Genomic DNA, 26,456 nt, shown 5'->3' with positions numbered 1-26,456 from the left:
CGATGATTGATAAAAGACACTACACTGTCAATGAAGTTTCAGAGATGTTTAATGTCGCAGAGAAGACCGTCAGGAAGTGGATTGACGAAGGTAAACTTTTCGCTGTTCATTTGGGAGGAACTACCGTAAGGATTCCTGAGATAGAATTGCATCAGTTCTATATCCTCTCACATGGACGGAGGGGGTTTGAATGAAAATATGGACTTGTGAGCGTGTAGCCCGCTCCCTTGAATGTAGCCCACAGCAAATTAAACGATACTGTGACTTGGATAAAATACCGTGTTACAGGTCTTCTAATGACGGTATGCAGTCGATGTACACTTATCGTATTCATGAGGTTGATTTATTAAAATTCTTTGGTTGTGAGACGTTGGAGAACTTTTGTAAAGTGCGATATCGGTAGAGTTGACCGCCGCGGGCTATATAGTAGGTATATAGATAATGATATTGGTCATAATTAGCCTGAAACTTCATATCGGCTTCACCCGTGGTTACAGGAGAACACGTAAAAATACTGGCTCGGCTTTGACCAGTCGATGTTGCCCCGTTAGATGGTTAGTTATGAATTTGAGTTGGTAACTCAACCTCAGATTCTACTTTTTAGTAGCCCCGTCACGGTCGCCGAAAGGCGAGGGAGTCATGACAGACTTATATTTAATATAAACGTGGTAAAGCCGTACCTGAGCACGTCAGATGTCATGTAGGAAGCCTTAATTCACGCTTCCTTTACTCTTTCCCCTTGTGGGGGGAGTAAGTTTTCCATAATCATATATACATTACGATAAGATATCGAACTTAAATGAAAGGGCGAGCAAGGCGAAGCCCGTGGGTGTAGACCGTAGCGTAGCGGAGGGCTACCCCACCAATAATAAAAATACTGTAACGATGTGGAATCCCTCGCTATGCTCGGTCTTCCCCATAGGCATCGCTACGCTCGCCTTACGTAAAGTTGGGAAGATGAAGAACTTGATAGAGGTATATCAAAATTTGACCCACCTCCCCAAAATTTTACTTTTTCTGTGTAGGTGTCAACTTAAAGCTACAGTGTTGGCTGCCATTTGTTGTGACCTCCATTTGCGGCAAGTAACGGTAGCTTTCTTGTTAGCTGACATATTGGGGAGATAACTGTTGTAGTTCAAGAAGCACGTTGCACTTCTTCCGACTCCCCTCAGATGATGTTATGTAAGCTTCCAGCACAATTAGAGTTAGTGAAAGTTTTCCAATTCCCTCATTCAAGCCTTCCTAATTGTTGTTTGCACCTTTTCCTAAGCATGTAGCGACCATTAATAATATAAGGGCTACCATACAAAACGACATTGGGGGAATGAAATGTGTTAAGAGTACTAACATTAAAAGAAGCACCAAAAAAAGTAATCGACCTATTGCATAGTGGGGAACAGTTTGGGGAATATGATACAATTCATCATGGTCTCTATTATGGATGGTTAGATTTGTTTGAAAGACAAAATGGAACATATTATGTGGGTACTAGGATTTCTAATAGTGCTGAGTCAATGGATATGTTGTTAGAACGCTTAAGTAAAGCAACTTACGGAAGTGATGCAGTATTCTACCAGACTGAACAAGAAAGGCGTTGAGTTCGTAAGTCTGTCTGATAACATTGATACGTCTACGGCGGCAGGAAAGGCTATGTTTGGAATGATGGCTGTCTTTGCAGAGTTTGAGAGGTCAATCATCCGTGAACGTACTGTAGCGGGGCTTGAAGCAGCTAGAGCACGTGGACGCAAGGGAGGTCGCCCTATGACGGATAAGAAGAAATTAGACAAAGCGGTGAAGCTTCATGAGAGCGGGGAATTTACTATAGCTCAAATTGAGGAAATGACGGGAGTTAGCAAAGGTTCGCTCTATCGCGAACTTAAACGGAGGAAGCAATCAATAACTAATACTGTTGAAGCGGTCAGAGAATCGCTTACGTTCTGATAAACGATGATGTTAGAGTCACCCATTGAAAGGGTGGCTCTTTTTCTTTACTTAAACGCAAAAACTGAATTCCAATGATCCCCCCAGTGTCGAATGATCAGCTTACTCACTTTGAATTGAGGCTTGCCCTCATCAGAGCCGTATGATATTTTCTTCAAATTCATTTGTACGCACAAGTCAAATATGATCTTTTTGAATCACATTAAAAAGGAAATAACAGGAATTTGTCGAACTTAATCAAAAAGGCAGTGATAGAGGTGAATTTATTGAAAACATTTCAGGATAAAACAAACGCAGAAGATAAATCAATAGGTTTTGATTATCAATATTATTATTTTCTTTACCAATTATTAGGCCTGGAAGAAGGCATGAAAATAGGCATTGAAGTTAAAGACGATGTGCATATCGATTTAAATGATGGTTCTCAAGTCTTAATGCAATTGAAACATTCAATACAAACTAATGCTTCAGGAGAAGTTGTTAATTTAACTGAACGGGACAGTGACTTGTGGAAAACACTTTCTAACTGGGTCAATATTATTAATGATCCGTTAGATGGGAGGTCAAAAAGTAAAGAGCAACTTGCTTTTATAGAGCAAACTTCTTTCATACTTGTTTCAAATAAGGCTAGTAATACAACTAACAAATTCTTCAAAAAAATCAAAGACCTCAAGCAAAAGTTAATTAGTATTTTGGAAGTAAAGCAATACTTAGAGGATTTACAATCAACCACCTCTGATGAGGATATTAAGAAGTATGTTGAATCGCTAAGAAAACAACCACAAAAATGGCTTACTATGTTTTTTGCTAAACTCGAATTCGAACTTGATCAAGACGATTTAATTATAAGAATAAAAAGCAGAATTAAAGGAAAACAGGTAAAAGAATCAAAAATTGATGATGTATTCAATTCAGTGGATAGTAATTTAAGACAACGTAACTATATTAATACTAAATCGAAAGTTAAAAATGTAATTAGCTTTGAAGAGTTTTACCATGATTTTCATTTATATTTTGATAAAGGTAGAAATGACAAGTTACCCATCAATAAAACCCCTGTTCACTTTGATAAGCCTATAGAAGAACAAGTATTTATCAAACAATTGATTGACATTTTAGCATTAGATAAGACCGCCACGGCGGAAATGCTTAGACTTGCAAGTTATATGTTACAGATCAATAACCACTTGATGGATTGGCTTAATAGAGGACTTATAGTGCAAGAACAAATCGACGAATTCAACAATGACTGTATTGCAAGGTGGAGGAATTGTCATGACGAAGTCCATCGGGAAATCAATTTAGATTTAAAAATGTTTGGAACAGCACCCTCGGAAAAAGATATCGTTTTAGCTGCTCTGAAGTGCGTAGATGCTGTTAGAAAAAATGAACTTATCTTTGATGAGACAGCACTTGATACTGAATTGAGTAATGGTCAATTTTATTTGTTGTCCAATGAACCATTAATTGGGTGGCGAATTGACTGGGGGGAAAAGTATAAACATGATGACCCAAAAAAATCTCTATAATAACGAAATGATTGGAGCAATAGCTATCTATTCAGTACTTCTTCATTTACAAACCATCAGCGTCGCTAAATCAATGCTTATATTCCCTTTTATTTCGCATCAAGGCACACTCGATTTCTTGAAAAACAACAACACTACCTTGCGTAGTCTTGAGGAATTTATAATTAAAAGACCCGATTTCTTTTCAAATTATAACGAGCGTTATTATTCTCTTTTGACGTTGTCAGTCAATTCTTTAATATTGCTTAAAGAGATAGAACTTATAAAAATAGAAAATTCCAAAATCTCTATTAATCCAGAGAGAAAACTTGCTATAAACAAAGAGGCATATGGACTAAGAGCATTCAATATCTCAATAGCTGGGAAAAAATTATCGGAAATTCTTAATGACAATGATAAGAACCTATACCTACAATTGAAGGTGAAATTATGAGATTCGTTATTAATGAAATAAATTTATGGCTCAAAAATAAAAAAGTACGTTCAATCCCTTTTTTTGAGAACAAAATAAATGTAATTACAGGTGAAAGTGGTACAGGTAAGTCTGTAATAATTGATATAGTAGATTATTGTTTCTTTGCCAGTAAAACAAAAATACCTGATGAAAAAATTAATGAAAATATTAATTGGTACGGGCTTAAATTTGAGATAAACGATAAACAATATGTAATTGCTAGAGGGGCGTTAAGTGATAATCGAAAAGTAAGTTCATTATACTACTTCTCCCCAATCGGTGATGTTCCAATTGAGCCTAATCCAAACATTACTGAAGATGAATTAAAAGCTGTAATTGAAAAGGAGTTTTCGATTGATAGCAATGTAACTATTCCGTACAGTGGTAAAAAATTAAAGGCTGGAAGCAAAATATCACTACGATATTTCTATTTATTCAATACACAATCTGGAGATACTATTGACCATAGCGAAGTTTTCTTCGATAAACAAAATGATGAAAAATACAAAGAAGCCCTTCATAGAATATTTGATCTAGCTATTGGAATTGATACTGTTAATAACATAATAATTAAGGACAAGATTGATACATTAGAAAAAGATATTCTGAGATTGGAGCGACGAAAAAATGCTATTTTAAAAGAAAATAGTGTATTTGATAGTGATTTAAGATCTATAGTTAAACAAGCAAAAGAATACGATTTAATTTCACTTGAAACAAATAGCTTAAATGAGGATATAGTCAACTTACAGCATGTAGTTGAAAATGTTCAATTTATGAATACATCTGAAAACATGAAAGAGCTTGAAAGATTACAAAAAAAGAAGAATGATATCAAACATAAGATTAGAAGTTATAATAAATTTAAAAATGAGTATAATGGGTTCAAACAACTTCAGTCGGAGACATTTGAAAGTCTCAAACCAGTAGATCATTTAAAAGAAAATTACGGACATCTTTTACAGCATTCTATTTTAAATGAATTGCTCGACTTTCTAGAAACTGAAATGAATAAGATTAAAAAGGAGATAAGTAACAAAAGGCCATTTGACATTAATATAGATGATGATCTAAAAAAACTATCTAAGGAACTTGATGAAATTCAAAAGGATATAGATAAAATCCCACAAAATAAAAAAACTTTTAACACGGAAATTGAAAAGTTCGTATTCATTGGGGAGATAAAATCCAAATTAAGGTTATTTAAACATGGAGATCAAGAGATCTTCAATGAAGAAGATCTAGAAAAAAAGAAAGATGAACTTGAACAACTTAAGTCAAAACTTGAGAATGAAATTGTTGATAGAAGTTTAGTTATCAGGTTGCTAGAAGAACTAATTCAACAATATCTAAATAAATCTTCTGATGCACTTGGAATATACAAAGATTATCAATCTGTATTTGATTATAAAACCAAGATTCTACAATTGAAAAAACCGACTGCACTTGTCCCTTCTGTTGTAGGGAGTAGTTCAAATCATATGTTTATGCATCTTTGTTTTATGCTTGGAATACATGAGTTGATAATAAAACAAGGTGCTCCTTATGTTCCAAGTCTTCTAATTTTTGATCAACCTAGTAGACCATATTACGGTGAGGAAGGAAACAAGAAAAACACAAAAAAATGGTCACAGATACCACAAGATGATAGAACAAAAATAACGATTGCTTTTACCGTACTTAACGACTTTATAACTCATATTAATGAAATATATGGCCAAACATTTCAAATGATAGTATTAGAACATATTCCAGAGTCAATATGGAAGACGGCCAACTTGAATAATGTTATTCTTGTCGATCAAGAGTTTAGGGATGGTAATGCCCTTATTCCTGATGAATTCTTGTAATATCTTGTAATGATTATAGCGCATACACCACTATTAAAGGACACATATATGATGAGGAGCTGTTCCACATATATGAACTGTGACCCGAAAGAGGATACTTTAAAAAGTGGCCTCTTTCGGGCCATTTTGCATTTATAATAAGTACATGTAGGGTACAGTGCTCCGCGGGAAAGGTCAGATTTAGTGTTTGCAAACAGACAGTTCAAATTCTTATAAACATGAAGAGTGGTAATGTTGGTGGCTCGAAACTTGTTATCGGCTATCGCAAGGAGGAACATTCATGGCAATGTATGCTTACAAAGATGCCGCTAGAACAGTAAAGATATTAGCAAGAAACGCACAAAAGCAAGACAAGGGTAATCGCTATTATTGTCCAAATCACAAATGTGATGCCCATATGTTTATACGAAATATTGAAGGTGTCTCTGCATCATATTTTGGAGCAATTCATTCTCATGGACATATAAATAATTGTCCACATGGTGCTTCAAATGGATTTAACCCAAATAACTATGATGAAGATACATTCGAGTTTGACAATGCATTATTAGCATTAACTATGCCAAGCAAGTCTCAGACTAAAAAAGAATTTTCGGGAGAACATTGTGGTGGAATTGCAACAACATCGCCACCACGCACAATACGGCAGATATATTCAATGTGTAAAGCCCATGACTGTTCTGATTCATATAACGGTGTAACAATTGGGAAAATGCTGTTGGATAATAGAAGCGTCTACATGTACCCTAAAGGTGTGTTCGGATGGAGAATTATTGAAGCCAAGTGCAAAAAACCACATTTTTATGACTCTGCTAAGAAGGAACTTTCTTTAATTGCCTCTACTGCCGGAGAGGAATACACCTTCATATTAAAGTTTGAAGATGAAGAGTTGTTTAAGGAGATAAAGAACGTTATATTTTCAAACAGGGAATACTTTACAGTTGTAGCTGGGCGATGGAGCTCTTCAGGAACTTTTAATGTATTTTGTACTACGCTTTCGAGTAAAAAACAGTTAGCAATTATAAAGTAAATGGAAATATTGGGGGATATGCGCTCTTAATTTAAATGTGATGTGTACGATCAAATAACGCTAAGTAGCATCTGTTGACTCTCTTATAGAAATGAAATTAATTATGGATTGTTTTGATTTATTATTTGAGCATTTTGCATAAACCAGAGCCCTTGTTAGACAAAGGATTTTGAGCATAAAAAAGGGACTTCACCCCGACTTGGAGAAGTTTTCAAGCGACCAAACCCGAAAACATCCAAGGAAGTGAAGTTACTTGTATATTCTCCAAGAAAGTCTATTTTCCTTTGAGGAACTACAAAAACTTGAATCCAAAGAACGATTGCCAATCTTTTTTAGCTCCATTGACTTACGGCCTTACGCCAAGGAACTGAGAAATAGCTCACCCCGAGGCGCGGATGGTCACTGTAGACAAGGAATTCTTCGTGCGCTGCTTGCTGCCCCACTTGAGAACATAGATACATTTACCGGCCTGCACCACCGTTTGGACGTGGACCTTCGCTTTCGTTATCAATGTGGATTGCGACTTGATAGGAATGCCCCTTCGATCGCGACGTTAAGCCGTGTTTTCGCCGAGTTGACCAACAAAGGGCTAGCTAAGCGTCTGTTTGAAGATCTCGTCGCGCAAGGCAAGCAAGAAGGAATCATTGACGGAAATCATGTGGCGATCGATAGTGCGGCGATTCATGCCTATGAGAAGAAGCAACCGAAACGAAAAAGCGAGCTGACCGGCAATGCGAATTGGGGTGCGAAGTTCGACTCGTTTGGCAACAAGGTCAAGTGGTTCGGCTACAAGCTTCATCTTGCCGTTGACACGACAAGCGAGCTTCCAGTGGCACTCTCAGTTACACCGGCTCATGTCAACGATGGCGATATGGCTTCGACTCTCATGGAACAAGTGGCTATGGGTACGAAAGTGAAATTCTTTATGCTTGATGCCGGTTATGACCAGCTCAAAAACTACGAAGCAGCGCGGAATGTAAAGGCACAGGCGATTATTCCGATGAATCTTCGCAATGAGAAGGAACCATCTGCAGGCATGACTTCCAGCGGCACACCCTGCTGCTCAATGGGATTTGCCATGACCTATTGGGGAGCCGATGGCGATCACCTGAAATTCCGCTGTCCCCACGCCACAGGCAAGGTCGACTGTCCGCTCGGTATGGCTGCATGCTCATCTTCCAACTATGGAATGGTCGTTAAAGTCGATACACACAGCGATTTGCGGCGCTACTCGAGTCCACATCGGGACACGAAGCGTTGGAAGGAACTCTATAACGAAAGAACAAGTGTAGAACGATGCAACTCTAGGATGAAAACTTATCTGACTGCAGACTCCATGCACGTCTGGGGTATTCAGAAGGTGACCACTCACCAATACCTAAACGCCATTGTGTTGCTGGCTTCTGCGTTAGCGATGGCCCGTTGGTCCAAGAAAGCCGCCGCTTAAATTTTTGATTCAGCAGAAATTCTGCAGGTCTGCCCATTTTTGTATTTTGAGTCGACCAAGCTAAAAATGCTGTTCTACTAGGCCTTGGATTCTGCTACCTAATTTACAAAAACGGAATTATGCAAAATGCTCATTAAAATAAAGGGTAGTGAAGAGAGAATGCGGATACTTGTGTGCGAAGAACTGGTTAATGACCTTAGAGTAAATATTGAAAAGATTAACGATATGTCTTTACAATTGGAAAAAAATAACTACGAAGCATTTTTTGTTTACTCATTCGCTTTATTTGAAAGTAGTATTTGTGAGGCTTTACGGCGCATACTGGCTGCCTTTCCCGAAAAGTTATCAGATGAAAAACAGCCTAGACTAAAATATTCAGATATTTTCAATAATATTTATTCATCTAATTATATAATCGATACTATTATTAATGCCGAAATCAAATCTATTTCGAAAGGTAATGCGCTAGCTCTATTACAAACAGCACAAAGTCTCATGGCAATTGAATTATCGTTTGATAGAACTGCAATAGAAGAGGTTTCGGAGTATAGAAATAGACTGGCACATGATAATACAGTATCAAACAGAGAATATCTCTTAGGTGGAAGAACTGTTAAAGGTAATATCTTTTCACTTGAGAAAGCCAAGGTTCTTTTAGATATCTTAACGAAAGTTTTATTAGAATTGGAGTTATGTCTAAAAACAAAGTATCAGAAGTATACAAAATTTAAACTTATTAAAGATCTATGGGTAGAAATCTTTGCTACTCCTTTACTAAAGTTTGAAGATTGTATATTAATTAGGCAAAGCGCATTTGATAAGAATACAAACGTAGTTGGTATAAATTTTGATCATTTAGACACTGTAGTGAAATCAATTTCTTCAAGTGAAAAATTCTTTTTATCGCTTTTATTGCAGCAATATTCAAGTAGTATAAATGATCGATATTTTAAGTTTAAAGATATCCCGAGTTTAGTATCAATAACCTCTAACACCAAAATTAATAAAATTTTGCACGTATTTAATATCTACCCCAACTTGTTCAATGGAGTAAGTATCGATGGAGCTATATAGCGTGTAGTCAATCACTTAAGTCATGTTGTAGTGTCAATTTACCGTGTTGATAAATAATTGGGAAACATAAACTTCAACAGTTTTATAACGAAAAGAGGGATATAAAATGACATACTTTTCAAAGGAGTATGAGAAATTCTTAGCAGAGCACTTCGTATATGATGCTTGGCAATTTGTATTAAATGTCCAAAAGAACGTAGTAACTGCTGGGTATTGCTGTCATGTGATTGATTCACTTATATCGAAAATGGAGCAGGAGCATAAAGAATGGCAGGATAATATAAACCATGAGGTTTCACAGCAATTTTCAAAAACTGGGGCAGCAGAAGTTGGAATAAGTTACGACAATTTGCCACAATTCAAGATGGATATGTTCGGCATAACTGTGGACTACCCTTTTCTTATTGATAAGTACGTAAAGGACTTTTTTCAATATTTGAGGAATGCTTTGGATGCAATGGCTCAAGTAATAAACTCTGCTTTACTAGCCAATAATAGCGGAAATATTGAAAAAGTCGATTATAATAAAATAATTACGGTATTAAAAAGAGATCAGCAATTACAGGTTTTCACTAAATCCTTGGATGTTCTGGAGAGAATTCAAAGCAGTAGTGAGTTCAATTATTTAACTGAGTTTAATAATAAAATTAAGCATATCAGTGACGCGAAAATGATAATGTCTCGTGAATTGTTTGGTGATGGAATAACTAATGAGATTGGTGCTTTCTTCAAAAAGGGAAATCAATTCAGCAGTGTAGACATCCAAACAATAACTAAATCAGTTTATGACTATATTAGTAATGAGATTATTTTGCTTTTTGATGCAATTACCGAAGACATCAAATTAGATGCGTTCATTGAAGGTAGAATCCATAAGCTTCAATACTACTGGCAAATGGTTAAAGATGATCCTCGTAATAGTTTCAATGTAATTTTTACTGAAGTAAATAACTCAATTGATGAACTTAATGACGTTATTAGTATTTTGTTTGTAAAAACTGCGGAAGAGGATATTTCTTCATTGAACTGTGATTATGAAGATATTTTGGTTCGAGATAAGGACGAGAACTATGTGGGTAGATTTATACTTGATGAGGTTATAACTGATGATGGCTTGTTCCATTATAGAAAGTATAAAAAAGATACTAGTGATGGACACATAGCATTTATTGAACAAGCTAATAAAAAATACCCTATAAAACCCTTGCTAATGGACGGTAAAATTGTACGAGTAGGGTTTAACCAAGAGGAAGAAGATCAATAAACGAAAAATAATAAAAATAACCACTCAGCGAATACTGCCACATCAAAATTTGTCCATTTTACGCAACCCACACATGTGGAGTCGGTTGCGCTGCTTGTACGAAATGATTGTAAATAGCAATCAAAGTCATCTCAAAGCCTAAATAGTCATACTAAAGCCTAAAAAGCCATGTTACGAGCCGAGCGAAATTCAGGTATCCACTCCTGTTTCTCCTCGGCTCTTTTCTCTTCTTCAAAAGGGTCGCAAGACCCGAAACCCCTTGATAAATCTGGTTTTCCTCCGATTGTCTTTATCCCTTTCCCCAGCCTTTCCCTGTCTTTTCCCCTGCTCCTAATACGACTTTAATTGCATTTTTGACACCGATTTTCTCCGTTCTGAACTCGATTTTGCCCCGTTTCTCATCACGACTTTAATTGCGCGGCGGGATAGGGGGATGGAGGGAGGAAGGCTGGAAAGCCTTGTGGCTGTAAGGTGGAGAGAGGGAAAGGAAAGGTGACATGGGCAGGATGACTATAATTGCTTTTGACAATGATGTAACAAACAAATAAACCTCTGCCATAACAAACAAACCTCTGACAAAATCGCAATAAAGTCATGATAATCCAGGGATACGATAGGGAAGAACGCCGGAATAAAGCCAAAAAAAGACCGAGTAAGATCTGGGACGTGATCCGGGGCTCACTCGGTCTTTCTTCTCGCAAGGATAATTATCAGGGCTATGCAATCGATCTTCTGATCCATCGCCGCGGCACCGGAAACCCTTGGTATTCCTATGATTTTCCCAGGCTTATCCCCATCCAAATGCCTTTCTCAATCGATCCCCAATCATTTACTCAATCGCCTTTCCCCATGGTTTTACCCGATCAATCACCCTAGTTTTACCTATCTTTTCCTCAATCTTTATCTCTGCCCATATCAAGATATTATTGCGAAACTGAATATAGATTTGCTATGAAAAGTTGAGAGGGAAAGTGGGAAAATGGGGGATTTGTGCACGACTTTAATTATCCGTGAAACGGTTCATTTAAGGGTATCATTCTTTTGGAGATGAACAGTTCAAAACTGAAGTTATGCACCTTGTTTTAGTTAGTGTTTTTAATCGTTGGTGATAATTTGGTGATAGTATGAAGTTCTATTTTATGGAACCCTGTTTAGAGATAAAGTGCTAATCCAATGCTTATATGGAAGAATTGTGTGTGGGGGTAAGAACTGTTAATTGTAAAGGGTTATAGATATATTTGGTCTACTATTTGTCATGATTAGTTTGTATAATATATTTGAGGTGATAGAATGAAAATTTCAATTTATGTTTGTGGTCAAATAGCTGCCGGTAAAGCGGCATTTGCAAAGCAACTATCTGAGAAACTAAATATATCTGTGTTTAGTACTCATAATTTTTTGGAGAGTTCTAAACAAGATGATTCATCAGCATGGTCTAAAATAATTAATTTATTAGATACTTTAGATGAATATATTTTTGTCTCAACTGGGCTGAGTAAAAGAATGGATAAACTTATAAGAAATGACTTGAAGAATGGGAGAATTATCTTTGTAATAAAACTACTGTGTTCAAAGTCTACGGCATTAGAAAGGGTTAAAAAGAGGGAAGCATATATTAAATGGAGCTATGAAATATCCATAGAGGAAAGTATAGAATGGATTGAAAAAGAATTAAATAAAATTGATGCTGATTTAGAGTTTGATATGGAAAGTACCGATACGATTGATGCTGTTGAGTTGGCATTGAAAAAGATAGGTGACCTAGTTAATGAGCACAATAGAAACTCTAATTAACCAAAGTATAGATATTTATTTAAGATCAAAAGTTGATAAACAAGCTGAAATTAATGATTTTGAAGAGAATTTGAAATCTTTAAAGGATATAATTAATAGCTACTATATCACCCATAAAGAAAAGGAAGCTATTTTATACACATTAATCGAAAGTATTTTATGTTTAGAACAATCAGCACTTTGCGCTCTTAACGGCTTATATAGTCTGGCCATGGACTCGTTAAGGAAAGTCGTAGAGTTAATTGTGTTTGGCATGCATTTCGACAAAAATCCTTCTGATTTCCATAATTGGTTAGCAGGCGCAAGTGAGTTTCGATTCTCTCAAAAACTTGATAGTGTTTATTCCTTTCCAGAAATTCGACACTGGAGTAATCCTTTTAATACACAGTTAAAACAGGATATAAGTAATATATTTAAAAGCCTCAGTCAATATACTCACTCTAATCCGACAAAGTGGGAACAAAACCTTCGTGATTCTTGGCAACTCGAATTTGATTCCGGAAAATTTACAATATGGAATGATTATTTAAAAGAAGTACTTCAATGTATATGCACTTTATTAGCGATTTATTCACCGCGAACAATAAACGAAGCGTATTCTAGGATTATAAAACCAACAGTATTTCAAGAAATCATGTCTAATTTGTAATAGGAGTAGGTATAATGTATAAAGATTTATGGGAAAGTAAAATTCGATATCATGTTGATAAGGGAACTGAACTTGTAACAATCGGTGAGAAAAGGGAATTGCCATTCCGGATTTCCGTTATAGGCGAAAATGCAATAAATATACTTCGAATGGCTATTAATGGTGTAAGTGAAATGAATTTTTTTATGTTGGTAACCTCGATGAAGCGTTTCGCAGCAAAAGGAATTTTGTCAAAAGATTATTCAATTTATTTAGAAAAAGCGTATGAGTTTCATCGTGGGGAAACGTATATTGGAAGTGGTGAAGAACAATTTTCGTTTGATGAAGTAAGAGATATATTTAATGAAATATGTATATTAGTACAAGAGGTAGAAGCTTACCTAAAACAAGAAGGGAAATTATGATGCAAATTGTAAATATTGACCAACTATTGCGTCATTTTGAATCAAGTGATTATGACTATGAAAAGATAGGTTTAGATTTTTCCAATCCACTTATCGGAAATGCTAAAATAACAAGTGATTGGTTAAAGCTATATAAAGTTTGTGATGCTCTCTTATACTCTGAGATAGTTCGCATAGTTAATCAATTACTGTTAGATAAAGTCAGCATTGTATCGATTCTGCTGGTTGGATCTGTTGCAAGAGGACTATATTCTGAAAAAAGCGACGTAGATATCATAGTTATACTTAATAAGAAAGTAAAAACGGATAAGCTAGCATACAAGAGTGTATTCAGAGATATTAATATTGTATATAGATTAAAAAAGCAGTTTCATGAGGCATACTTGGAGGGTAAAGAATTTTTTATATGGGCGATCAAATATGGATTGCTTTTGTTTGATAAGAATTATATCGTGAATTATTATCAAAATCCGATTAATAAAATAAAAAAAGATGAAATGCAAAACAAGTTTTCATATATTAATATTATTGTTCCTCGAATATATGATGCTTTATTAGGAAATGATTTAGCTTTAGGGAGAAAATATATAAAAAAATTAATTATTCAAACTGCTAGAATAATTTTAATTTCAAAAGAGCTGGTTCCTAAGAGTAGACCCGAATTAGATAAACAACTAGATGAAATTCAGGAGCCTTTTAGTATTATTTATAATAATATTAATTACATAGAGGATATGAATAAGGAAGAGTTATCAGATATTACTGATTCAGTGTTTTCCTATATAAATAACTATCTTAAGAAGCTCTACACATCGTAGAAAATTAGGGACATAATACGTTCTTAAAATATACCGAGAATATAAAGATTAAGTGCTATTCCAATCCCAACTACGAATAACCGGCTCAGAGAAAGAGCCGGTTATTCGTGTGGACTTCAGGCCGGCGGCCGCCATGGCCCTTCATGGAGTTCCGCGAGACGAGGCTAGTGTGCGAGTGCAATTTGACAGGCCGCCGTCGCTACCCATCCCGGAAGTTCAACGAGATGCTAGGCGCACTAGTGAGACCGACCTTCACCTCTTTAGCGCCAAATGCATACCACATCAGCAATTCCATGATAGGACGGCCGAACGTGCTCTAGGCAATTGGTCCGGGCCGAGGATCCTCTCCGTTTCCCTTTCGTCCTTATGTTCCGGCCGCCGCCGTTTGCAGTTGTTTATTCGAATAATAAATCTGTCCCACGATAATATTTAGCCTTGTATTTTCGAAGTTTATTCTCATAAGCTCTAGATCCATGATCTTGTTTTGTTCTTATGTGTGTCAATTCATCAAGAATTACATCTACTAATAAATTACGTTGAAGTCCTCCACCGAGAATTCCATTTATTTTTCGCATTCGATAAGTTGCTTCTAAATTTCCTATAGATTGTATCGCTTTGTCAGATATCCAGATTGTATTAGTATCTGTATAACAGAAACCGTATAAGTATTTTCTATGATACAGGATGTTCCTTGGTCTATTTGTTGGGCTAACGTTTTCAGCAAATATGATCCACGTAATATCTTCACTAGATTCCTCCAAAACATTAAAAATGTGTGTAATTGCTCCAAGTAACACTAATCTATACATTGCTCCAAGTCTTCCAATGCTTTTATCAAGTTGTATATTAATTCCCATTTTTGTCACCCTTCTCATGAATATAATCTATTGCTTTTTGGCCAACTTTATCTTATCAATCTTATCATATTTTCATGGCTGATTGACAAGTTTCAGGACTGCTCTTGTATGAAGATGAGAAACTGGGTCCGGACGGCGGGGGGGTGGGCATAGATTGGAAGCAAATAGTTGAAGTTTTGGGAGACATCACTCATTGATGGCTCTTCCCACTAAAATGCTGGTTCTAATTCGATAACACTTTGGCTCTCACTCATTAACCAAGTGGCTCTGCCGCACCGAAATATTCATCCATATCAGGCAATGTATCGAAATACAGTTGGAAGAGAAGATCCAAGTTGGTTTGAAAAATCAAAACTGAACATTTTGAATTGAAATTCATAAATAATGCTACATGCATCCATATGTCCATAAATCGAATTGGTGTTACTCTTGGGGATCTTACATTGTTCGAGCCTTGCTATTTCTTGATTTAGCAGTTTTATATATCAGAAATATTTGGAGATATGGTCTGATAATTGGGGTGGATATCACATCGAAAAGTTAAAAGGTATCCCTTTGGGTACATGTAATGTCATTTTAGCCTTGATCTATATAGGTTAAAATTAAATGTATCTTAGTTGGGTACATGTATTTCCATTGTTTAATTAACATGCACCCAATCGGAGATACGTGAATTTTTTAAACATGAACCCATATAAATTTCTAATAGGTGCACGTATGTTTTTTAAGTGTATTACGTACTATTTTCGGAAAATTTGGTGTAAAATTGGCGAAAAACCCTCTCCTAAACTAAAAAAACCAGCCCAAGCGGACATAATGCGAACATCAAAAAACCAGTAAAATCAAGGCTTCAGCGGACTGTAACAGTTTCTATAAAACTCGCTTTTTGACCCGCATACAGTACATGTGGAGCGATTAAATTCTATTGGCTGAAGATCCTTTATATCCGAGGAAGCAGAAAAAAATCAAATCACAGCCGCCATTCCAGATTAAACTAGCGAAATACCGATGAGGCTAAGAAGTGCAAATAATAAAAGAATTTTGCTTGAAAGCTTTAGAGTTAGAGTAAAGGCACAAGAGAACTTTCAAAGATTAAAACAACGTGACATTAAACGGGTTTGTTGCCGCGGCTAATTAAAGGCGAGGAAAGTATTAGATTAAGTGAAGGGAACATTCCCTGCAGAACCGATAAGTTAAGGAAGCTACTCCTTCAGGCATTTGCCTATAAGCCTCGATGATAAGGGTTAGTCAAGTGAAAAACACTTATCGCTATATATAACCAAAGATGACTCCTTGATTTGTCAGGAGCCATCTTTTTTTGTAATTCTGTCCTATTTAGATTCAATGGATTTAAATATTTCCTTAGTAATCCGATGAATCATTTTCACGTCTTCGATATTCTTACTTTTTAAAAAATTATAGTGGACCTCTAAGGTATCCTTTAATTCAAGATTAGTCTGGTCTACATGAAGCTCACTGAAATCAAATAAGTCGCTGGTTTGAATATCAAGAGCGCGGATTATTTTTTCGAGAGAATCCAGAGAGGCATTTCGATCGCCGCGTTCAACGTCACTTAGATATGTATATCGAATTTGGGCTTTTTCACTCAATTCTTCTTGCGTTAGCCCTTTTAGTTTTCGAATATATCTTATTCTTTCACCAATTAATTTTCTTAGACTAGACAAATCGAATCACCTCAATATAAGCGTAGGAGAGCTTGACTTAAATTGGAATCCCATTATCGGTGTATAAAGTTGAAAAGTACACTTATAAGTGATATATTTATTGTAGTTGTTATCCTTTGATTCATTAATAAGATCATATATGTTTTCTAGCCTTAACATTTTATGCAGGGAATAGACACTTATGAGACAAGCTCAGAGAGGTTTAAAGTGCTTTCAACTGCAGAAAATGAAGAATTTTTATTCTTAATCCAGGATTAGATGTCCAACTAAGAAGGAGCGGGATATCATCATGAATGGTTCAAAAGTCCGATGGTTACTCCCTAACGATACATATATTGAGAAGCAGGTCAGCAATATATCGGAGCTTCTGCTTCTTCTTCAGATGGTGAATGTTGTTTCATACGAAGCGATGAGCTACAAAATTGCCCGGATTGAAATGATTCTTGATGATCCTATATGGATTGCTATCATTTTTGAGTAAGTGGAACTGCAGGTTTGCTAAAGAAGAAACGGGGGGATTTCCAAAATGAGTATTTTGGATAACGATTTGAAATGTCAGCGACGTCAATCAACCAGTTAAGCTTGTTGTCGGATATCCAGATTTGGCATGAACAATCTCAGCGATACATATCACAGGCCTTTATATTTCTTGATCATGACATGCATAAGGAATGTGTGACTCTTGCAGGGATGTCGGTGAAAGCCATGCTTAGAGCGCTCTATATCAAGGTTAACGGCAATCACCCTCCGTTCCAGCATTCGTACGAATATATAATAAGGAATCTTCAATTACGCGGCGAATTGGACTTGAACGCGGAGTTATTTTTAAATAACCTTCTCTTATTTGTTCATGATGCTAGCTTAGTCTCAAATCCGCCTTCGGAGGAACATATGCGTAAGCTTTTGATGAAAACGGAAAGAATACTGCAGCATCTATCGGCAAAAGTGGTAGACCGGGACGAAGCCCCATATCGGTGCGTCCTGGCCTGGAAAGAATGAAACGACCTTATTCTATATATTTCAGGAAAGGCTAAGGGCAATGGTTCAAAATACGAGTGGAATCGGTTGGGGATTCCATGATGATCTAGCGGATTTATTTTACGAATTTGCCGCAGATTATGAAGAAGATCCTGAGGATGAATTAAGGCATTGAAAAGCAAGACTTGAACTATTTCAAACGAAGAGATCTAAATAACTGGCGCATCAGATCATCGAGAGCTGGAACAGTAAGAACTTACAGGGCGATACTTCGCTTTTGTAAGTTTTTTCTTTTGTTCATGTGCACGAACATATATTCTCTGACAAGGTGACGTCATTCAACATTTGTATTATGCAAATACGAAGATCTTTTTTCATATAAGGGGCTGAAAATATGAAAATAGCAACGAATATCAACAATATAGCTGCGTTGATTATTAGTATCGTCGCATTGGTGATTGCACTGGCAAAATAATAAGTCTGCTTTTAGGAGTTCAAAACGTTAACGGAGGATCCTCTTTCCGTAGAAATAAAGACGAGGGGGAATAGATATGCATCCGTTTGTATCGCAAATGAAGAAAGTAGCAGAAATAAATAAGAGTCACAGAGAGTCGGCGAAGAAACAGCTTTTTGAGAAGATGAAGCAGTGGCAGCAAGCATCTAACATGGGGGAAGAGTCAAGCAAAGAAGGAACGATGATTTCGGATGTAAAATTGGAACGACTCGTTCAGCAAATAGGAGCTTGTTGAGCAGCAAGCCAAGCAAATCAGGTACTTGGAAGAATTAAACGAGATAGGCGCAAACCAATAAGTTGGGTAGATTTGCGGGGCTCTTCTAAAAAAGACTGGATTTGCGAAAAGCAAGCCATCAAGCTGCGGCCGAGGAACTTCAAAGAGAATTAAAGCGTATGCTGGAAGAATCGCGTTGCCCCGAGCAACGGTCGCTTGACTTGGACCATAAGCTGTACATACACGGATATGTCGTTCAAGCCGAAGAATCCCCTTATATACTAGGCCTTTCCCCGATTCTTTTCTCAGAGACTCTTAACTAAAGTTCCCTGTATTCCTGCGCCGATGGACGAATTTAATTACTTTATTTGATCCGTTTTTTGTTTTTAACCCCTATTTCCTCTGCTTCTTATTACGACTTTGCTTATTTGGAGTGGGAAAGTGAGCGGATGCAAAAAGAAGGGAATAGCCTTGCGTCTGTAAGCGGGAGAGGCGGCATGAGTATGATTTTGACAGAAACAGATGCCGAAAACCATTATTAATAATGGGTTTTTCCAAATCCGGAGTCTACCCCAAATATGAATCTTTCGTAGTATAACTCTATTTTTTGAGCTGTTACATCGCTTTATGAAAGGCAGAGGTATCCTCTTATGTCCTAATCCACTTAGAAATACCGCTGGAGCCATCTGTTTCTCTTTCAGTGCATGTATTAATTGCTTGACATGAACCCAGTGTAATTTCACTTGGGTACATATTAAAACTGGTGTAAAAGTCTTCTGTGAAAAGTGTAGATAAAAACTATCAAAAAGTTGGTGTAAAATTGGTGAAAAAACCTCTCCTAAACTAACTAAAACGAGCTTAAGCGAACAAAACGCGAACGTCAAAAACCCAGTAAAATCAAGGCTTTAGCGGACTATAACAGTCTCTATAAACTCGTTTTTTGACTTCGCATACGGTGCATGTGGAAGCAGTTTGTACCGTGGTTTATAAGGGTTTTGAGTGAGTTACGGGGGATAGTTGGGGACGGAATGGGGACGCAATCAAAATCGCGTCCCCATTTCAGTTCTATTTAGAGTTTGCCGGATACATCTGCATCCGATGAAGGTTGATGATCATGTTACCGCTTTTCAGAATATCTAATCCGATTAGGCCGCTAATATAGTTTATATCCTCATTGAACACTCCGAAATCTAATCCGATGTCCTTTAGAACAAAATCACCAAGCTGGATATGATCGACTTGCTTTCTGAAAGAGTATTCGTCTCCACCGATTCCAAAGCTTCGTACCAGCTTATCTCCGTTTTCAAACTTGATGCCTATATCTAACACGATATCAGAGGAGATGAATGAGTGCGCCGCGCCAGTATCAATGACCAAATTATCAATTGTTAAGGATCGCCCTCTGTAATTTAGTGTCATTGATGTTTGCAGTATATTATCGACAAGATCGATCTGCATCTTACCGGCTCCTGTAGAACGGATTTTTTCTTAGTTCAATGGCTATCATTTCTTGGCCGGTATGATAAACGATGTTGTTGTTTTTACACTTTAATAACTCCTTGGTCGCCTCGTCAGGATCTTGGATTGCTTTGATTAATGCGACTTCATCAACATATTGAACACTGTCTTCTGTATGAGAATTTAAGATTTCAAGAAGGACATATTGATCGGGGTAAATATTACGAACCTCTTGCCATTGCATACCATAACACCTCGCTAACGGGTATTTTCTTTTTCCATTATACCATACTTTCGGGGGCTAATAGGGTGGTGCGAGTATTATTCGTCTTGTCCTTTTCTTCCGGTCAGAATAGATTCGAATTTGTCAGCAGCAGCTTTATCAGTAGACCGAAGAGCAAATCCATAGGTATTCATCATTACTTGAATATTGCCGAGGCCAAATCGCTCTGAGATAATTTTTGCATGAACACCTTGGTTGATCGATAGCGTGGCGCTCGTATGCCGGAGCGTATGGAATTTGATGTACCTCGAATTGTTCTTCTTAAGGAAAGCACGAAACCATAGGTAAGGACGTTCTTGATGAAATGGTTTACCGTCAGTATGACAAAACATAAAATTGTATTCACCGCCTTGCCACCTATCTCCGTTTATCGCACTAATCAAGCTTGTATAAATGATACTCCCTCAATTCTTCCAGCATGGAAGGGGGGGGCAACTTTACGTTTAGATGCTTTGGTCTTGGGTTCCTTAGTTTTTTAAAGGCTAACGGTAGACGGGCATAGAACAGCAAGCGCAAGCTGAAGTGATCGAGCCTCGAAATACGTGGAGATAGGCCCCTCTGTAAAGTGTATTTTAGGCAAGCCCATTTCGAGGGCTTCCTGCACACCGATTTCCCTTTCTCTTGAATAAGTTGACGGTTTGCAGTTTGAAGTTCTTCGTCTTATTTTTTCATGATGTCGGATATCTTGATTATGAATGCTTTTATTTTCACACCCTCGGTTCTTAGAGTCTCATTGTTAGTCTATCATTATTAAGCTACCGCCAATCATTATGTGAATTGGCGTATTTTTATTCTATTCTCAATTCCTCCTATGATAAACTAATCTTAGTAACGCTCATTATTGGAGGAAATATGAAGGACCTTGAAAAACGGCTTGAGATTGCTCTGAAAGAAATAGAACGGTTGAACCAGGAGAATTCTCAATTAAAACAAAGACTTGCTGACATTTTAAATAATGGTCCGGATTTAATTGACATTAGTCATCCTCCTATTCTTAATGATGCTCTTATGGCAAAGGATACTTTCACCAGGATAGAATACGAAAAAGGAACCATCTATAATTACTCTACTCCTAGCGAAAAAATTGCGTTATTTCGAAGTCTTTTTCGTGGTCGTGAAGATGTATTTCCTAAACGGTGGGAAGGTAAAACAGGAAAGTCAGGTTATTCACCGGCGTGTAAAAACGAATGGTCCTCTGTATGTAAGAAGCCTCAAATTAAATGTTCAGACTGTTCTCATAGAGAGTTTCTTCCTATAACTGATGAGGTTATTTCTAATCATCTCAATGCTAAGATAAACCGGACTATCGGGGTTTACCCGATGCTTGAGGACGAAACATGCTGGTTTCTCGCTATTGATTTTGATAAGCAAAATTGGAAGCTAGATGCTGCTGCTGTTATGGATCTGAAGGTGCCGGCGGCATTGGAGCGTTCCCGATCAGGGAATGGGGGGCATATATGGATATTTTTTGATCGGCCGCTAGAAGCAAGCTTGGCTCGAAAATTGGGATGTGCTCTTTTAACTAAGACAATGGAAAATAGATACGAGCTTGGTCTGGATTCCTACGATCGCTTATTCCCTAATCAAGATACAATGCCTAAAGGCGGCTTCGGCAATTTGATAGCTCTGCCCCTGCAAGGGGGTCCTCGGAAAGAAGGGAATAGTGTTTTCGTAGACGAATATTTTACACCGTATGAGGATCAGTGGAGGTTTTTATCTGGTTTAAGGAAAATGACTTTGTCCCAGGTTGAGGCTAAAGTACATGAATTGACAAGGAACTCCAAAGTTCTTAACGTCTCTCTTTGGGATGAAGAGATGGATGAGGATAGACCATGGGAAAAACAGCAACTGGATTTTGAAGAAGCACGAGTCGATATTGCACTACCATCGAAGGTACATCTCACCCTTTCGAATATGATATATATTGAGAAGAATGGCATACCGGCAAGGATAATTAATCAAATCAGGAGGCTTGCATCCTTTCAAAATCCTGACTTCTATAAAACTCAAGCTATGCGTTTGCCTACGTACGGAAAGCCACGTGTAATAGGCTGTGCTGAGGACTTTCCTAATCATATTGCTCTACCAAGAGGTTGTCTGCAATTAGTTGAAAATTTGTTTGGGAAATATGGTGTGGAACTATCTATAGCTGATGAGAGAAACAAAGGAATAGAAGTAGACGTAAATTTTATTGGTCAACTTTCAATTCTGCAGGATGCCGCGGCTAGATCAATCCTTGCTCATGAGACGGGAATTCTTTCCGCTACGACAGCCTTTGGAAAAACGGTGGTAGGTGCTTCCATAATCGCTTCTAGAAAAGTGAATACGTTAGTTTTGGTACATCGCCGTGAGTTGATGGATCAATGGAAGGAAAGATTAAGTACATTTCTAGATCTAGCTACCAAAGATATTGGTGTTATTGGCGGCGGAAAGGAAAAGCGGACAGGTATTATCGATATAGCTGTCATTCAAAGCTTAAACAATAAAGGTCAAATTAAAGAATACTTGACTGAGTATGGACAGATCATGATTGACGAATGTCATCATATATCGGCGTTTAGCTTTGAGCAAGTGCTGAAAAAGGCAAGTGCTAAATATGTCGTTGGTCTGACGGCTACTCCAACAAGGCAGGACGGGCAGCAGCCTATTGTACTTATGCAGTGCGGTCCTATTCGGACTAAAATTGATGCGAAGTCTCAAGCTTTTGCAAGAGGATTCGAACATAAAGTATTGCCAAGGTACACATCTTTTCAGTTGCCTTTACAAATGGCAAACCCCTCTATACAAACAATCTATCAACTGTTGGTTGAAGACGAGAAAAGGAATGAGCTCATTTTTGACGATCTTCTTAAGTGTTTAGATCAAGGGAGATCACCACTTCTACTCACTGAACGAACAGCACATGTTGAATATTTTGAAAAGAAGTTGGAGAAGTTTGCTAAAAATGTGATCGTGCTGCGCGGAGGAATGGGGAAAAAGCAGCGAGAGGAGCTGCGGCAGCGGATAGCAGGCATTCCTAATACGGAGGAGCGTGTCTTTATTGCTACCGGTAAATTGATTGGCGAAGGATTTGACGATGCTAGGCTGGATACGTTATTTTTAGTTCATCCGATCTCCTGGAAAGGAAACTTGCAACAATATGCGGGAAGGCTGCACAGATCACATGCAAATAAGCAAGATGTGCAGATTTATGATGATGTCGATATCCAGGTGCCACTTCTAATGAGTATGTATAGGAAAAGGATAAAAGGCTTTCGCGCCATGGGATATAGCGGGATGGAACTATAAGGGAGCAAAACCATCTCTATCAATGAAGGGAAGAGATTCAATATGACCAAGCTGTCACTTCCAGAGCTTAAAAAGCAATTAAAAACATACAAAACCGAAGAGCTAGTCTCCATTATTATCGATTGTTATAAATCCAGTCCGGATGTAAAGAAATACATTCACATGATGCTGGAGCCTGAAAGTACCGAAAACCAGCTATTTGATGAAACAAAAAAGAAAATTTTGCACCAGTTTTATCCTGATCGCGGTGAACCGAAGCTTAAACTGGCAGAAGCTAAGAAGGCGATTTCTGAGTTCACCAAGCTAAGCAATAACCAAGCCAGAACCATAGATTTAATGATCTATTATGTAGAGTTGGGCGTGGAGTTTACTAACGATTTCGGTGATATGTATGCATCATATTATGCTAGTATGGTTTCCATGTATCAAAACGCATTAAATAAAATTAGTAGTGATCACGGTAACGGTCTATATTACGTATTTCAGGAGAGACTAAGGGCAATTGTTCAAAATACGAGTGGAATCGGTTGGGGATTCCATGATGAACTAGCGGATTTATTTTACGAATTTGCCGCAGATTATGAAGAAGATCCAGAGGATGATTAGGGCGTTGCAAAAGCGAGATTTGAACTATTTCGAACGAAGAGATCTGAATAACCCGACACTGGAGCATTAAGGACTTACAGGGCGATATTTCGCTTTTGTAAGTTTTTTCTTTTATGTGCACGAACATATATTCTCTGATATAGTGATGTCATCCAACATTTGTATTAGACAAATACACGATTTTTCTAGAAAGTAGCAGAAACAAATAAGAGCCACAGAGAGTCGACGAAAAACATCTTTTTGAGAAGATGAAGCAGAGGCAGCAAGCATCTAACGTGGGGGAAGAGTCAAGCGAAGAAGGAACGATGATTTCGGATGTAAAATTAGAACGACTCGTTCAGCAAATAGAACAATTGAAAAGGGTCATTGAAAAATTAGAGAAGGCTGGAGCTGCTAAAACAGAAAAGCTTGCGTCCCTTCAAACGACGAATCAACATTTAAACCGGGATCTGAAGGGGCAAGACGGAGCTGTATTTTGCCAAAGAAAAGGATAAAGAGGCGATGCGGCAGGTTGTGCAGTTGAATGCCCGGATTCGGCAACTGGAGCTTGCCAGTCGACAAATAAAAGATGAAACCCAATTTGATGGATTTCATTGTCATTGCTGCTGGCTCTGATTGTAATGCTTTTGTGTTCCTTTTCCTCCATGGCCTCGATGCAGTGCTTCCTTAATAATTTCCATAATTTCGGTTTCCGATGCATGGATTTTACCGCTCTTGATGAACTTGCTCGTAATGAGTGATCACGCTATTCATGTGCGAGCCCGCCACTTGAATTTGGTCAATCATGTCCTTGACCTTTGTATTTAATTCGTTATTGCCTGCCAAAATATCCAAATATCCCATAACGATAGTAGGAGGATTTTTAATTTCATGGGTAAGGCCGGAGGTCGAGCTTCTGTTGCTCCTTTCTTTTGATAATTTGATTCGTCTCTTTTAACATCTTCGTGTTAAAATTCATTCCTTATCCTTTCTTCGATACCCGCAGTCGTTTTTTACTATGTGAGTGCTAGTTCTTCTACAATGACTTTATACTATTATTTCGACACTTTGCTCCGATTTTCAATATAGCATGTTTTTTTAAAAAAATAGACGGATTCACAAGTATGTAAATTGCATCTTCGTGACTCCTACCTGATCCTACTGTCAAATCAACCGTTCCTTGTAAATTGACAAATAGTAGAGGACACAGTTAAATGAAAAATAATGATAGTTATCGAGAAACGTGGTGACCTTATGACGATCTTGCGAAGTTTGGGGTTAGGCCTCCTATATGCCGTTTTCATGCTGTTCCCTGATGATAGCTATCGTCAAATGTTTAGTACTGCAGACGCTTTGGATTACTCGGCCGCTGAATCTCCTTCAGAGCCATCTTACCTATTTGAAGCTCCAACTGAGATAAAAGAAGAGCCCATAATGATGGCTGAGCATCTCATCGATGTGGATAGTCTTTCCCAGCTGCCGGAGTATTTGAATGGCTGTGAGATTACAAGATTGGCGATGCTTATCGATTATGAACAACTCCCCTACACTCGAAAAGATTTAATCCGAATGCTTCCAGTAGATGAAACTCCACTGATAGAAGGGGATGGCGGGGACATTGAGCAGTGGGGGGATCCCAATCGCGGTTTTGTAGGAGATATTACCGGTAATCAAAAAGGATATGGTGTTTACAATAAGCCAGTAGAAGATCTCCTTAATTCGATTGATACGGATGGGGTGCTTAACCTGACAGGCGGGGAATTTGAAGCTGTAGAAGAACAGGTTGCCAAGGACCACCCGGTGATGGTTTGGACAACATCGAATTTCGAGCCCACTGAATCATGGGTTGAGTGGCGTTCTCAAGAGGGTTCATTAATTGAAGCCACGTTTGATGAGCATGCGGTTCTTATGGTGGGTTATGATAAGGATTATGTGTACGTCAATGACCCGCTGACAGGAGAAAAAGCAGAAAAGGTACCAAAGCACCCATTCATCGAGAGCTGGGAGCAGCTTGGGAAGCAAGCTTTAACGATCTACAAGTAAATAGCTGCGTTGTGGACGATTCAATTATCGATCATATGGAAAAATAAAACATTGCATTGCTCCGGAAACCATGGTATATTTTCATTCCGGTCGCAAGATAGGCCGGCGAATGAAAGCAACTTTAAAAAAACTAGTTGCAAAACAAATTCGAATGTGATATATTAATCAGGTCGCTTTTGACGGATGTCGAAAACGAACGAAGATTGTCCTTTGAAAACTGAACAACGAGTGAATGTTTGAACAGAGAATGAAAATTCTCGCTAGCATTGAATTTTGAGCTTAAGACAAGCTCTATTA

At 37.6% G+C, this 26,456-nt stretch carries 27 protein-coding genes and 2 pseudogenes; 23 read left to right on the top strand and 6 right to left on the bottom strand.

Going from position 1 to position 26,456, the window contains the following annotated elements; genetic code table 11:
• The first annotated feature begins 2 nt into the window (after positions 1–2).
• From GGC63_RS27355 to GGC63_RS27290, 15 genes and pseudogenes are all read left to right on the top strand, one after another.
• Positions 3–194 carry a helix-turn-helix domain-containing protein gene (locus tag GGC63_RS27355; RefSeq protein ID WP_192705013.1) on the top strand — a complete coding sequence of 64 codons (192 nt, stop codon included), beginning with the start codon at positions 3–5 and terminating at the stop codon, positions 192–194.
• Positions 195–1,331: 1,137 nt separating this feature from the next.
• Positions 1,332–1,598 (top strand): hypothetical protein, encoded by a 267-nt coding sequence (locus GGC63_RS27350; RefSeq protein ID WP_192705012.1) that lies wholly within the window; start codon positions 1,332–1,334, stop codon positions 1,596–1,598.
• Positions 1,561–1,689 (top strand): annotated as a pseudogene (locus GGC63_RS34985) (recombinase family protein); the annotation flags it as partial. The gene GGC63_RS27350 and the pseudogene GGC63_RS34985, both read left to right, overlap by 38 nt.
• Positions 1,690–1,761: 72 nt before the next feature.
• On the top strand, positions 1,762–1,941 hold the full coding sequence (locus GGC63_RS34980) for a helix-turn-helix domain-containing protein (RefSeq protein WP_264082124.1): 180 nt from the start codon (positions 1,762–1,764) through the stop codon (positions 1,939–1,941).
• Positions 1,942–2,207: 266 nt separating this feature from the next.
• Positions 2,208–3,470: a hypothetical protein gene (locus tag GGC63_RS27340; protein WP_192705010.1), complete on the top strand. Its 1,263-nt coding sequence runs from the start codon at positions 2,208–2,210 to the stop codon at positions 3,468–3,470.
• Positions 3,445–3,903, top strand: a complete 459-nt coding sequence (locus GGC63_RS27335) for a three component ABC system middle component (protein ID WP_192705009.1) — start codon at positions 3,445–3,447, stop codon at positions 3,901–3,903. Before GGC63_RS27340 ends, GGC63_RS27335 begins: the two co-directional genes overlap by 26 nt.
• Entirely contained in the window at positions 3,900–5,774 is a 1,875-nt protein-coding gene (locus tag GGC63_RS27330; RefSeq protein WP_192705008.1) for a DUF3732 domain-containing protein, read from the top strand. Before GGC63_RS27335 ends, GGC63_RS27330 begins: the two co-directional genes overlap by 4 nt.
• Before the next feature lie 280 nt (positions 5,775–6,054).
• Entirely contained in the window at positions 6,055–6,804 is a 750-nt protein-coding gene (locus GGC63_RS27325; RefSeq protein ID WP_192705007.1) for a hypothetical protein, read from the top strand.
• A 253-nt stretch (positions 6,805–7,057) separates the two neighbouring features.
• Entirely contained in the window at positions 7,058–8,251 is a 1,194-nt protein-coding gene (locus tag GGC63_RS27320) for a transposase (RefSeq protein ID WP_192705006.1), read from the top strand.
• Between the two features lie 126 nt (positions 8,252–8,377).
• Positions 8,378–9,325, top strand: a complete 948-nt coding sequence (locus tag GGC63_RS27315) for a hypothetical protein (protein WP_192705005.1) — start codon at positions 8,378–8,380, stop codon at positions 9,323–9,325.
• A 106-nt stretch (positions 9,326–9,431) separates the two neighbouring features.
• Positions 9,432–10,589: a hypothetical protein gene (locus tag GGC63_RS27310; protein ID WP_192705004.1), complete on the top strand. Its 1,158-nt coding sequence runs from the start codon at positions 9,432–9,434 to the stop codon at positions 10,587–10,589.
• Positions 10,590–11,879: 1,290 nt separating this feature from the next.
• Complete coding sequence (locus GGC63_RS27305) at positions 11,880–12,383, top strand: hypothetical protein (protein ID WP_192705003.1); 504 nt, start codon at positions 11,880–11,882, stop codon at positions 12,381–12,383.
• Positions 12,358–13,032 (top strand): hypothetical protein, encoded by a 675-nt coding sequence (locus GGC63_RS27300; RefSeq protein WP_192705002.1) that lies wholly within the window; start codon positions 12,358–12,360, stop codon positions 13,030–13,032. The genes GGC63_RS27305 and GGC63_RS27300 overlap by 26 nt, the downstream gene beginning before the upstream one ends.
• Positions 13,033–13,046: 14 nt before the next feature.
• Positions 13,047–13,436 carry a hypothetical protein gene (locus tag GGC63_RS27295; protein WP_192705001.1) on the top strand — a complete coding sequence of 130 codons (390 nt, stop codon included), beginning with the start codon at positions 13,047–13,049 and terminating at the stop codon, positions 13,434–13,436.
• The gene (locus tag GGC63_RS27290) at positions 13,433–14,254 is read left to right on the top strand and encodes a nucleotidyltransferase domain-containing protein (RefSeq protein ID WP_192705000.1); all 822 of its coding nucleotides are present in this window, start codon (positions 13,433–13,435) and stop codon (positions 14,252–14,254) included. The genes GGC63_RS27295 and GGC63_RS27290 overlap by 4 nt, the downstream gene beginning before the upstream one ends.
• Before the next feature lie 395 nt (positions 14,255–14,649).
• Here the strand turns inward: GGC63_RS27290 and GGC63_RS27285 are convergent, their stop codons facing one another.
• Both GGC63_RS27285 and GGC63_RS27280 read right to left on the bottom strand, forming a co-directional pair.
• The gene (locus tag GGC63_RS27285) at positions 14,650–15,111 is read right to left on the bottom strand and encodes a hypothetical protein (RefSeq protein WP_192704999.1); all 462 of its coding nucleotides are present in this window, start codon (positions 15,109–15,111) and stop codon (positions 14,650–14,652) included.
• Between the two features lie 1,331 nt (positions 15,112–16,442).
• Positions 16,443–16,796, bottom strand: coding sequence for a helix-turn-helix domain-containing protein (locus GGC63_RS27280; protein ID WP_192704998.1), 354 nt, complete (start codon positions 16,794–16,796; stop codon positions 16,443–16,445).
• Between the two features lie 289 nt (positions 16,797–17,085).
• On the opposite strand from GGC63_RS27280, the gene GGC63_RS27275 reads away from it, so the two are divergent.
• The 3 genes from GGC63_RS27275 (at position 17,086) to GGC63_RS27265 (ending at position 18,523) form a co-directional block, all read left to right on the top strand.
• Positions 17,086–17,277 carry a hypothetical protein gene (locus tag GGC63_RS27275; RefSeq protein WP_192704997.1) on the top strand — a complete coding sequence of 64 codons (192 nt, stop codon included), beginning with the start codon at positions 17,086–17,088 and terminating at the stop codon, positions 17,275–17,277.
• A 71-nt stretch (positions 17,278–17,348) separates the two neighbouring features.
• A complete protein-coding gene (locus tag GGC63_RS35425) occupies positions 17,349–17,795 on the top strand; it encodes a HEPN domain-containing protein (RefSeq protein ID WP_192704996.1) in 447 nt (148 codons plus the stop codon).
• A gap of 530 nt (positions 17,796–18,325) precedes the next feature.
• Positions 18,326–18,523, top strand: coding sequence for a hypothetical protein (locus tag GGC63_RS27265; protein WP_192704995.1), 198 nt, complete (start codon positions 18,326–18,328; stop codon positions 18,521–18,523).
• A gap of 1,044 nt (positions 18,524–19,567) precedes the next feature.
• On the opposite strand, the gene GGC63_RS27260 is transcribed toward GGC63_RS27265, so the two are convergent.
• Both GGC63_RS27260 and GGC63_RS27255 read right to left on the bottom strand, forming a co-directional pair.
• Positions 19,568–19,960 carry a retropepsin-like aspartic protease gene (locus GGC63_RS27260; protein WP_192704994.1) on the bottom strand — a complete coding sequence of 131 codons (393 nt, stop codon included), beginning with the start codon at positions 19,958–19,960 and terminating at the stop codon, positions 19,568–19,570.
• Position 19,961: 1 nt separating this feature from the next.
• The gene (locus tag GGC63_RS27255) at positions 19,962–20,204 is read right to left on the bottom strand and encodes a hypothetical protein (protein ID WP_192704993.1); all 243 of its coding nucleotides are present in this window, start codon (positions 20,202–20,204) and stop codon (positions 19,962–19,964) included.
• Positions 20,205–20,269: 65 nt separating this feature from the next.
• Here GGC63_RS27255 and GGC63_RS35235 point away from each other — a divergent pair, with 65 nt between their 5' ends.
• Positions 20,270–20,413 carry a hypothetical protein gene (locus GGC63_RS35235; RefSeq protein ID WP_318781137.1) on the top strand — a complete coding sequence of 48 codons (144 nt, stop codon included), beginning with the start codon at positions 20,270–20,272 and terminating at the stop codon, positions 20,411–20,413.
• Between the two features lie 12 nt (positions 20,414–20,425).
• Here the strand turns inward: GGC63_RS35235 and GGC63_RS35230 are convergent.
• Positions 20,426–20,575, bottom strand: a pseudogene (locus tag GGC63_RS35230) (site-specific integrase); the annotation flags it as partial.
• Positions 20,576–21,095: 520 nt separating this feature from the next.
• On the opposite strand from GGC63_RS35230, the gene GGC63_RS27245 reads away from it, so the two are divergent.
• The 3 genes from GGC63_RS27245 to GGC63_RS27235 all read left to right on the top strand — a co-directional run bounded on the left by GGC63_RS27245 (position 21,096) and on the right by GGC63_RS27235 (position 24,631).
• Positions 21,096–23,531 carry a TOTE conflict system archaeo-eukaryotic primase domain-containing protein gene (locus tag GGC63_RS27245; protein ID WP_192704992.1) on the top strand — a complete coding sequence of 812 codons (2,436 nt, stop codon included), beginning with the start codon at positions 21,096–21,098 and terminating at the stop codon, positions 23,529–23,531.
• Positions 23,532–23,573: 42 nt separating this feature from the next.
• Positions 23,574–24,137 (top strand): DUF6155 family protein, encoded by a 564-nt coding sequence (locus GGC63_RS27240; RefSeq protein ID WP_192704991.1) that lies wholly within the window; start codon positions 23,574–23,576, stop codon positions 24,135–24,137.
• A gap of 305 nt (positions 24,138–24,442) precedes the next feature.
• A complete protein-coding gene (locus tag GGC63_RS27235) occupies positions 24,443–24,631 on the top strand; it encodes a hypothetical protein (protein WP_192704990.1) in 189 nt (62 codons plus the stop codon).
• A 211-nt stretch (positions 24,632–24,842) separates the two neighbouring features.
• Here the strand turns inward: GGC63_RS27235 and GGC63_RS35420 are convergent, their stop codons facing one another.
• Complete coding sequence (locus GGC63_RS35420; RefSeq protein ID WP_412973900.1) at positions 24,843–25,061, bottom strand: histidine kinase dimerization/phospho-acceptor domain-containing protein; 219 nt, start codon at positions 25,059–25,061, stop codon at positions 24,843–24,845.
• Between the two features lie 309 nt (positions 25,062–25,370).
• On the opposite strand from GGC63_RS35420, the gene GGC63_RS27230 reads away from it, so the two are divergent.
• Positions 25,371–26,159 carry a C39 family peptidase gene (locus tag GGC63_RS27230; protein WP_192704989.1) on the top strand — a complete coding sequence of 263 codons (789 nt, stop codon included), beginning with the start codon at positions 25,371–25,373 and terminating at the stop codon, positions 26,157–26,159.
• Positions 26,160–26,456: the final 297 nt, after the last annotated feature.

It is taken from the genome of Paenibacillus sp. OAS669 (genome assembly GCF_014873645.1).
GTDB classification, from domain to species: Bacteria; Bacillota; Bacilli; order Paenibacillales; family NBRC-103111; genus Paenibacillus_S; species Paenibacillus_S vulneris.
The sequence above is the reverse complement of the archived record's forward strand: the minus strand, read 5'-3'. Positions and strand labels throughout refer to the sequence as shown.

Bases quoted from the DNA above. Each gene is read 5' to 3' on its own strand.
- GGC63_RS27275 (WP_192704997.1), top strand. From the start codon at position 17,086: ATGAATGGTTCAAAAGTCCGATGGTTACTCCCTAACGATACATATATT.
- GGC63_RS27310 (WP_192705004.1), top strand. From the start codon at position 9,432: ATGACATACTTTTCAAAGGAGTATGAGAAATTCTTAGCAGAGCACTTC.
- GGC63_RS27245 (WP_192704992.1), top strand. From the start codon at position 21,096: ATGAAGGACCTTGAAAAACGGCTTGAGATTGCTCTGAAAGAAATAGAA.
- GGC63_RS27265 (WP_192704995.1), top strand. From the start codon at position 18,326: ATGCATCCGTTTGTATCGCAAATGAAGAAAGTAGCAGAAATAAATAAG.
- GGC63_RS27230 (WP_192704989.1), top strand. From the start codon at position 25,371: ATGACGATCTTGCGAAGTTTGGGGTTAGGCCTCCTATATGCCGTTTTC.
- GGC63_RS27330 (WP_192705008.1), top strand. From the start codon at position 3,900: ATGAGATTCGTTATTAATGAAATAAATTTATGGCTCAAAAATAAAAAA.
- GGC63_RS27260 (WP_192704994.1), bottom strand. From the start codon at position 19,960: ATGCAGATCGATCTTGTCGATAATATACTGCAAACATCAATGACACTA.
- GGC63_RS27255 (WP_192704993.1), bottom strand. From the start codon at position 20,204: ATGCAATGGCAAGAGGTTCGTAATATTTACCCCGATCAATATGTCCTT.
- GGC63_RS27315 (WP_192705005.1), top strand. From the start codon at position 8,378: ATGCTCATTAAAATAAAGGGTAGTGAAGAGAGAATGCGGATACTTGTG.
- GGC63_RS27335 (WP_192705009.1), top strand. From the start codon at position 3,445: ATGATGACCCAAAAAAATCTCTATAATAACGAAATGATTGGAGCAATA.
- GGC63_RS35425 (WP_192704996.1), top strand. From the start codon at position 17,349: ATGTCAGCGACGTCAATCAACCAGTTAAGCTTGTTGTCGGATATCCAG.
- GGC63_RS27305 (WP_192705003.1), top strand. From the start codon at position 11,880: ATGAAAATTTCAATTTATGTTTGTGGTCAAATAGCTGCCGGTAAAGCG.
- GGC63_RS27240 (WP_192704991.1), top strand. From the start codon at position 23,574: ATGACCAAGCTGTCACTTCCAGAGCTTAAAAAGCAATTAAAAACATAC.
- GGC63_RS27325 (WP_192705007.1), top strand. From the start codon at position 6,055: ATGGCAATGTATGCTTACAAAGATGCCGCTAGAACAGTAAAGATATTA.
- GGC63_RS27235 (WP_192704990.1), top strand. From the start codon at position 24,443: ATGATTTCGGATGTAAAATTAGAACGACTCGTTCAGCAAATAGAACAA.
- GGC63_RS27300 (WP_192705002.1), top strand. From the start codon at position 12,358: ATGAGCACAATAGAAACTCTAATTAACCAAAGTATAGATATTTATTTA.
- GGC63_RS27355 (WP_192705013.1), top strand. From the start codon at position 3: ATGATTGATAAAAGACACTACACTGTCAATGAAGTTTCAGAGATGTTT.
- GGC63_RS27295 (WP_192705001.1), top strand. From the start codon at position 13,047: ATGTATAAAGATTTATGGGAAAGTAAAATTCGATATCATGTTGATAAG.
- GGC63_RS34980 (WP_264082124.1), top strand. From the start codon at position 1,762: ATGACGGATAAGAAGAAATTAGACAAAGCGGTGAAGCTTCATGAGAGC.
- GGC63_RS27290 (WP_192705000.1), top strand. From the start codon at position 13,433: ATGATGCAAATTGTAAATATTGACCAACTATTGCGTCATTTTGAATCA.
- GGC63_RS27285 (WP_192704999.1), bottom strand. From the start codon at position 15,111: ATGGGAATTAATATACAACTTGATAAAAGCATTGGAAGACTTGGAGCA.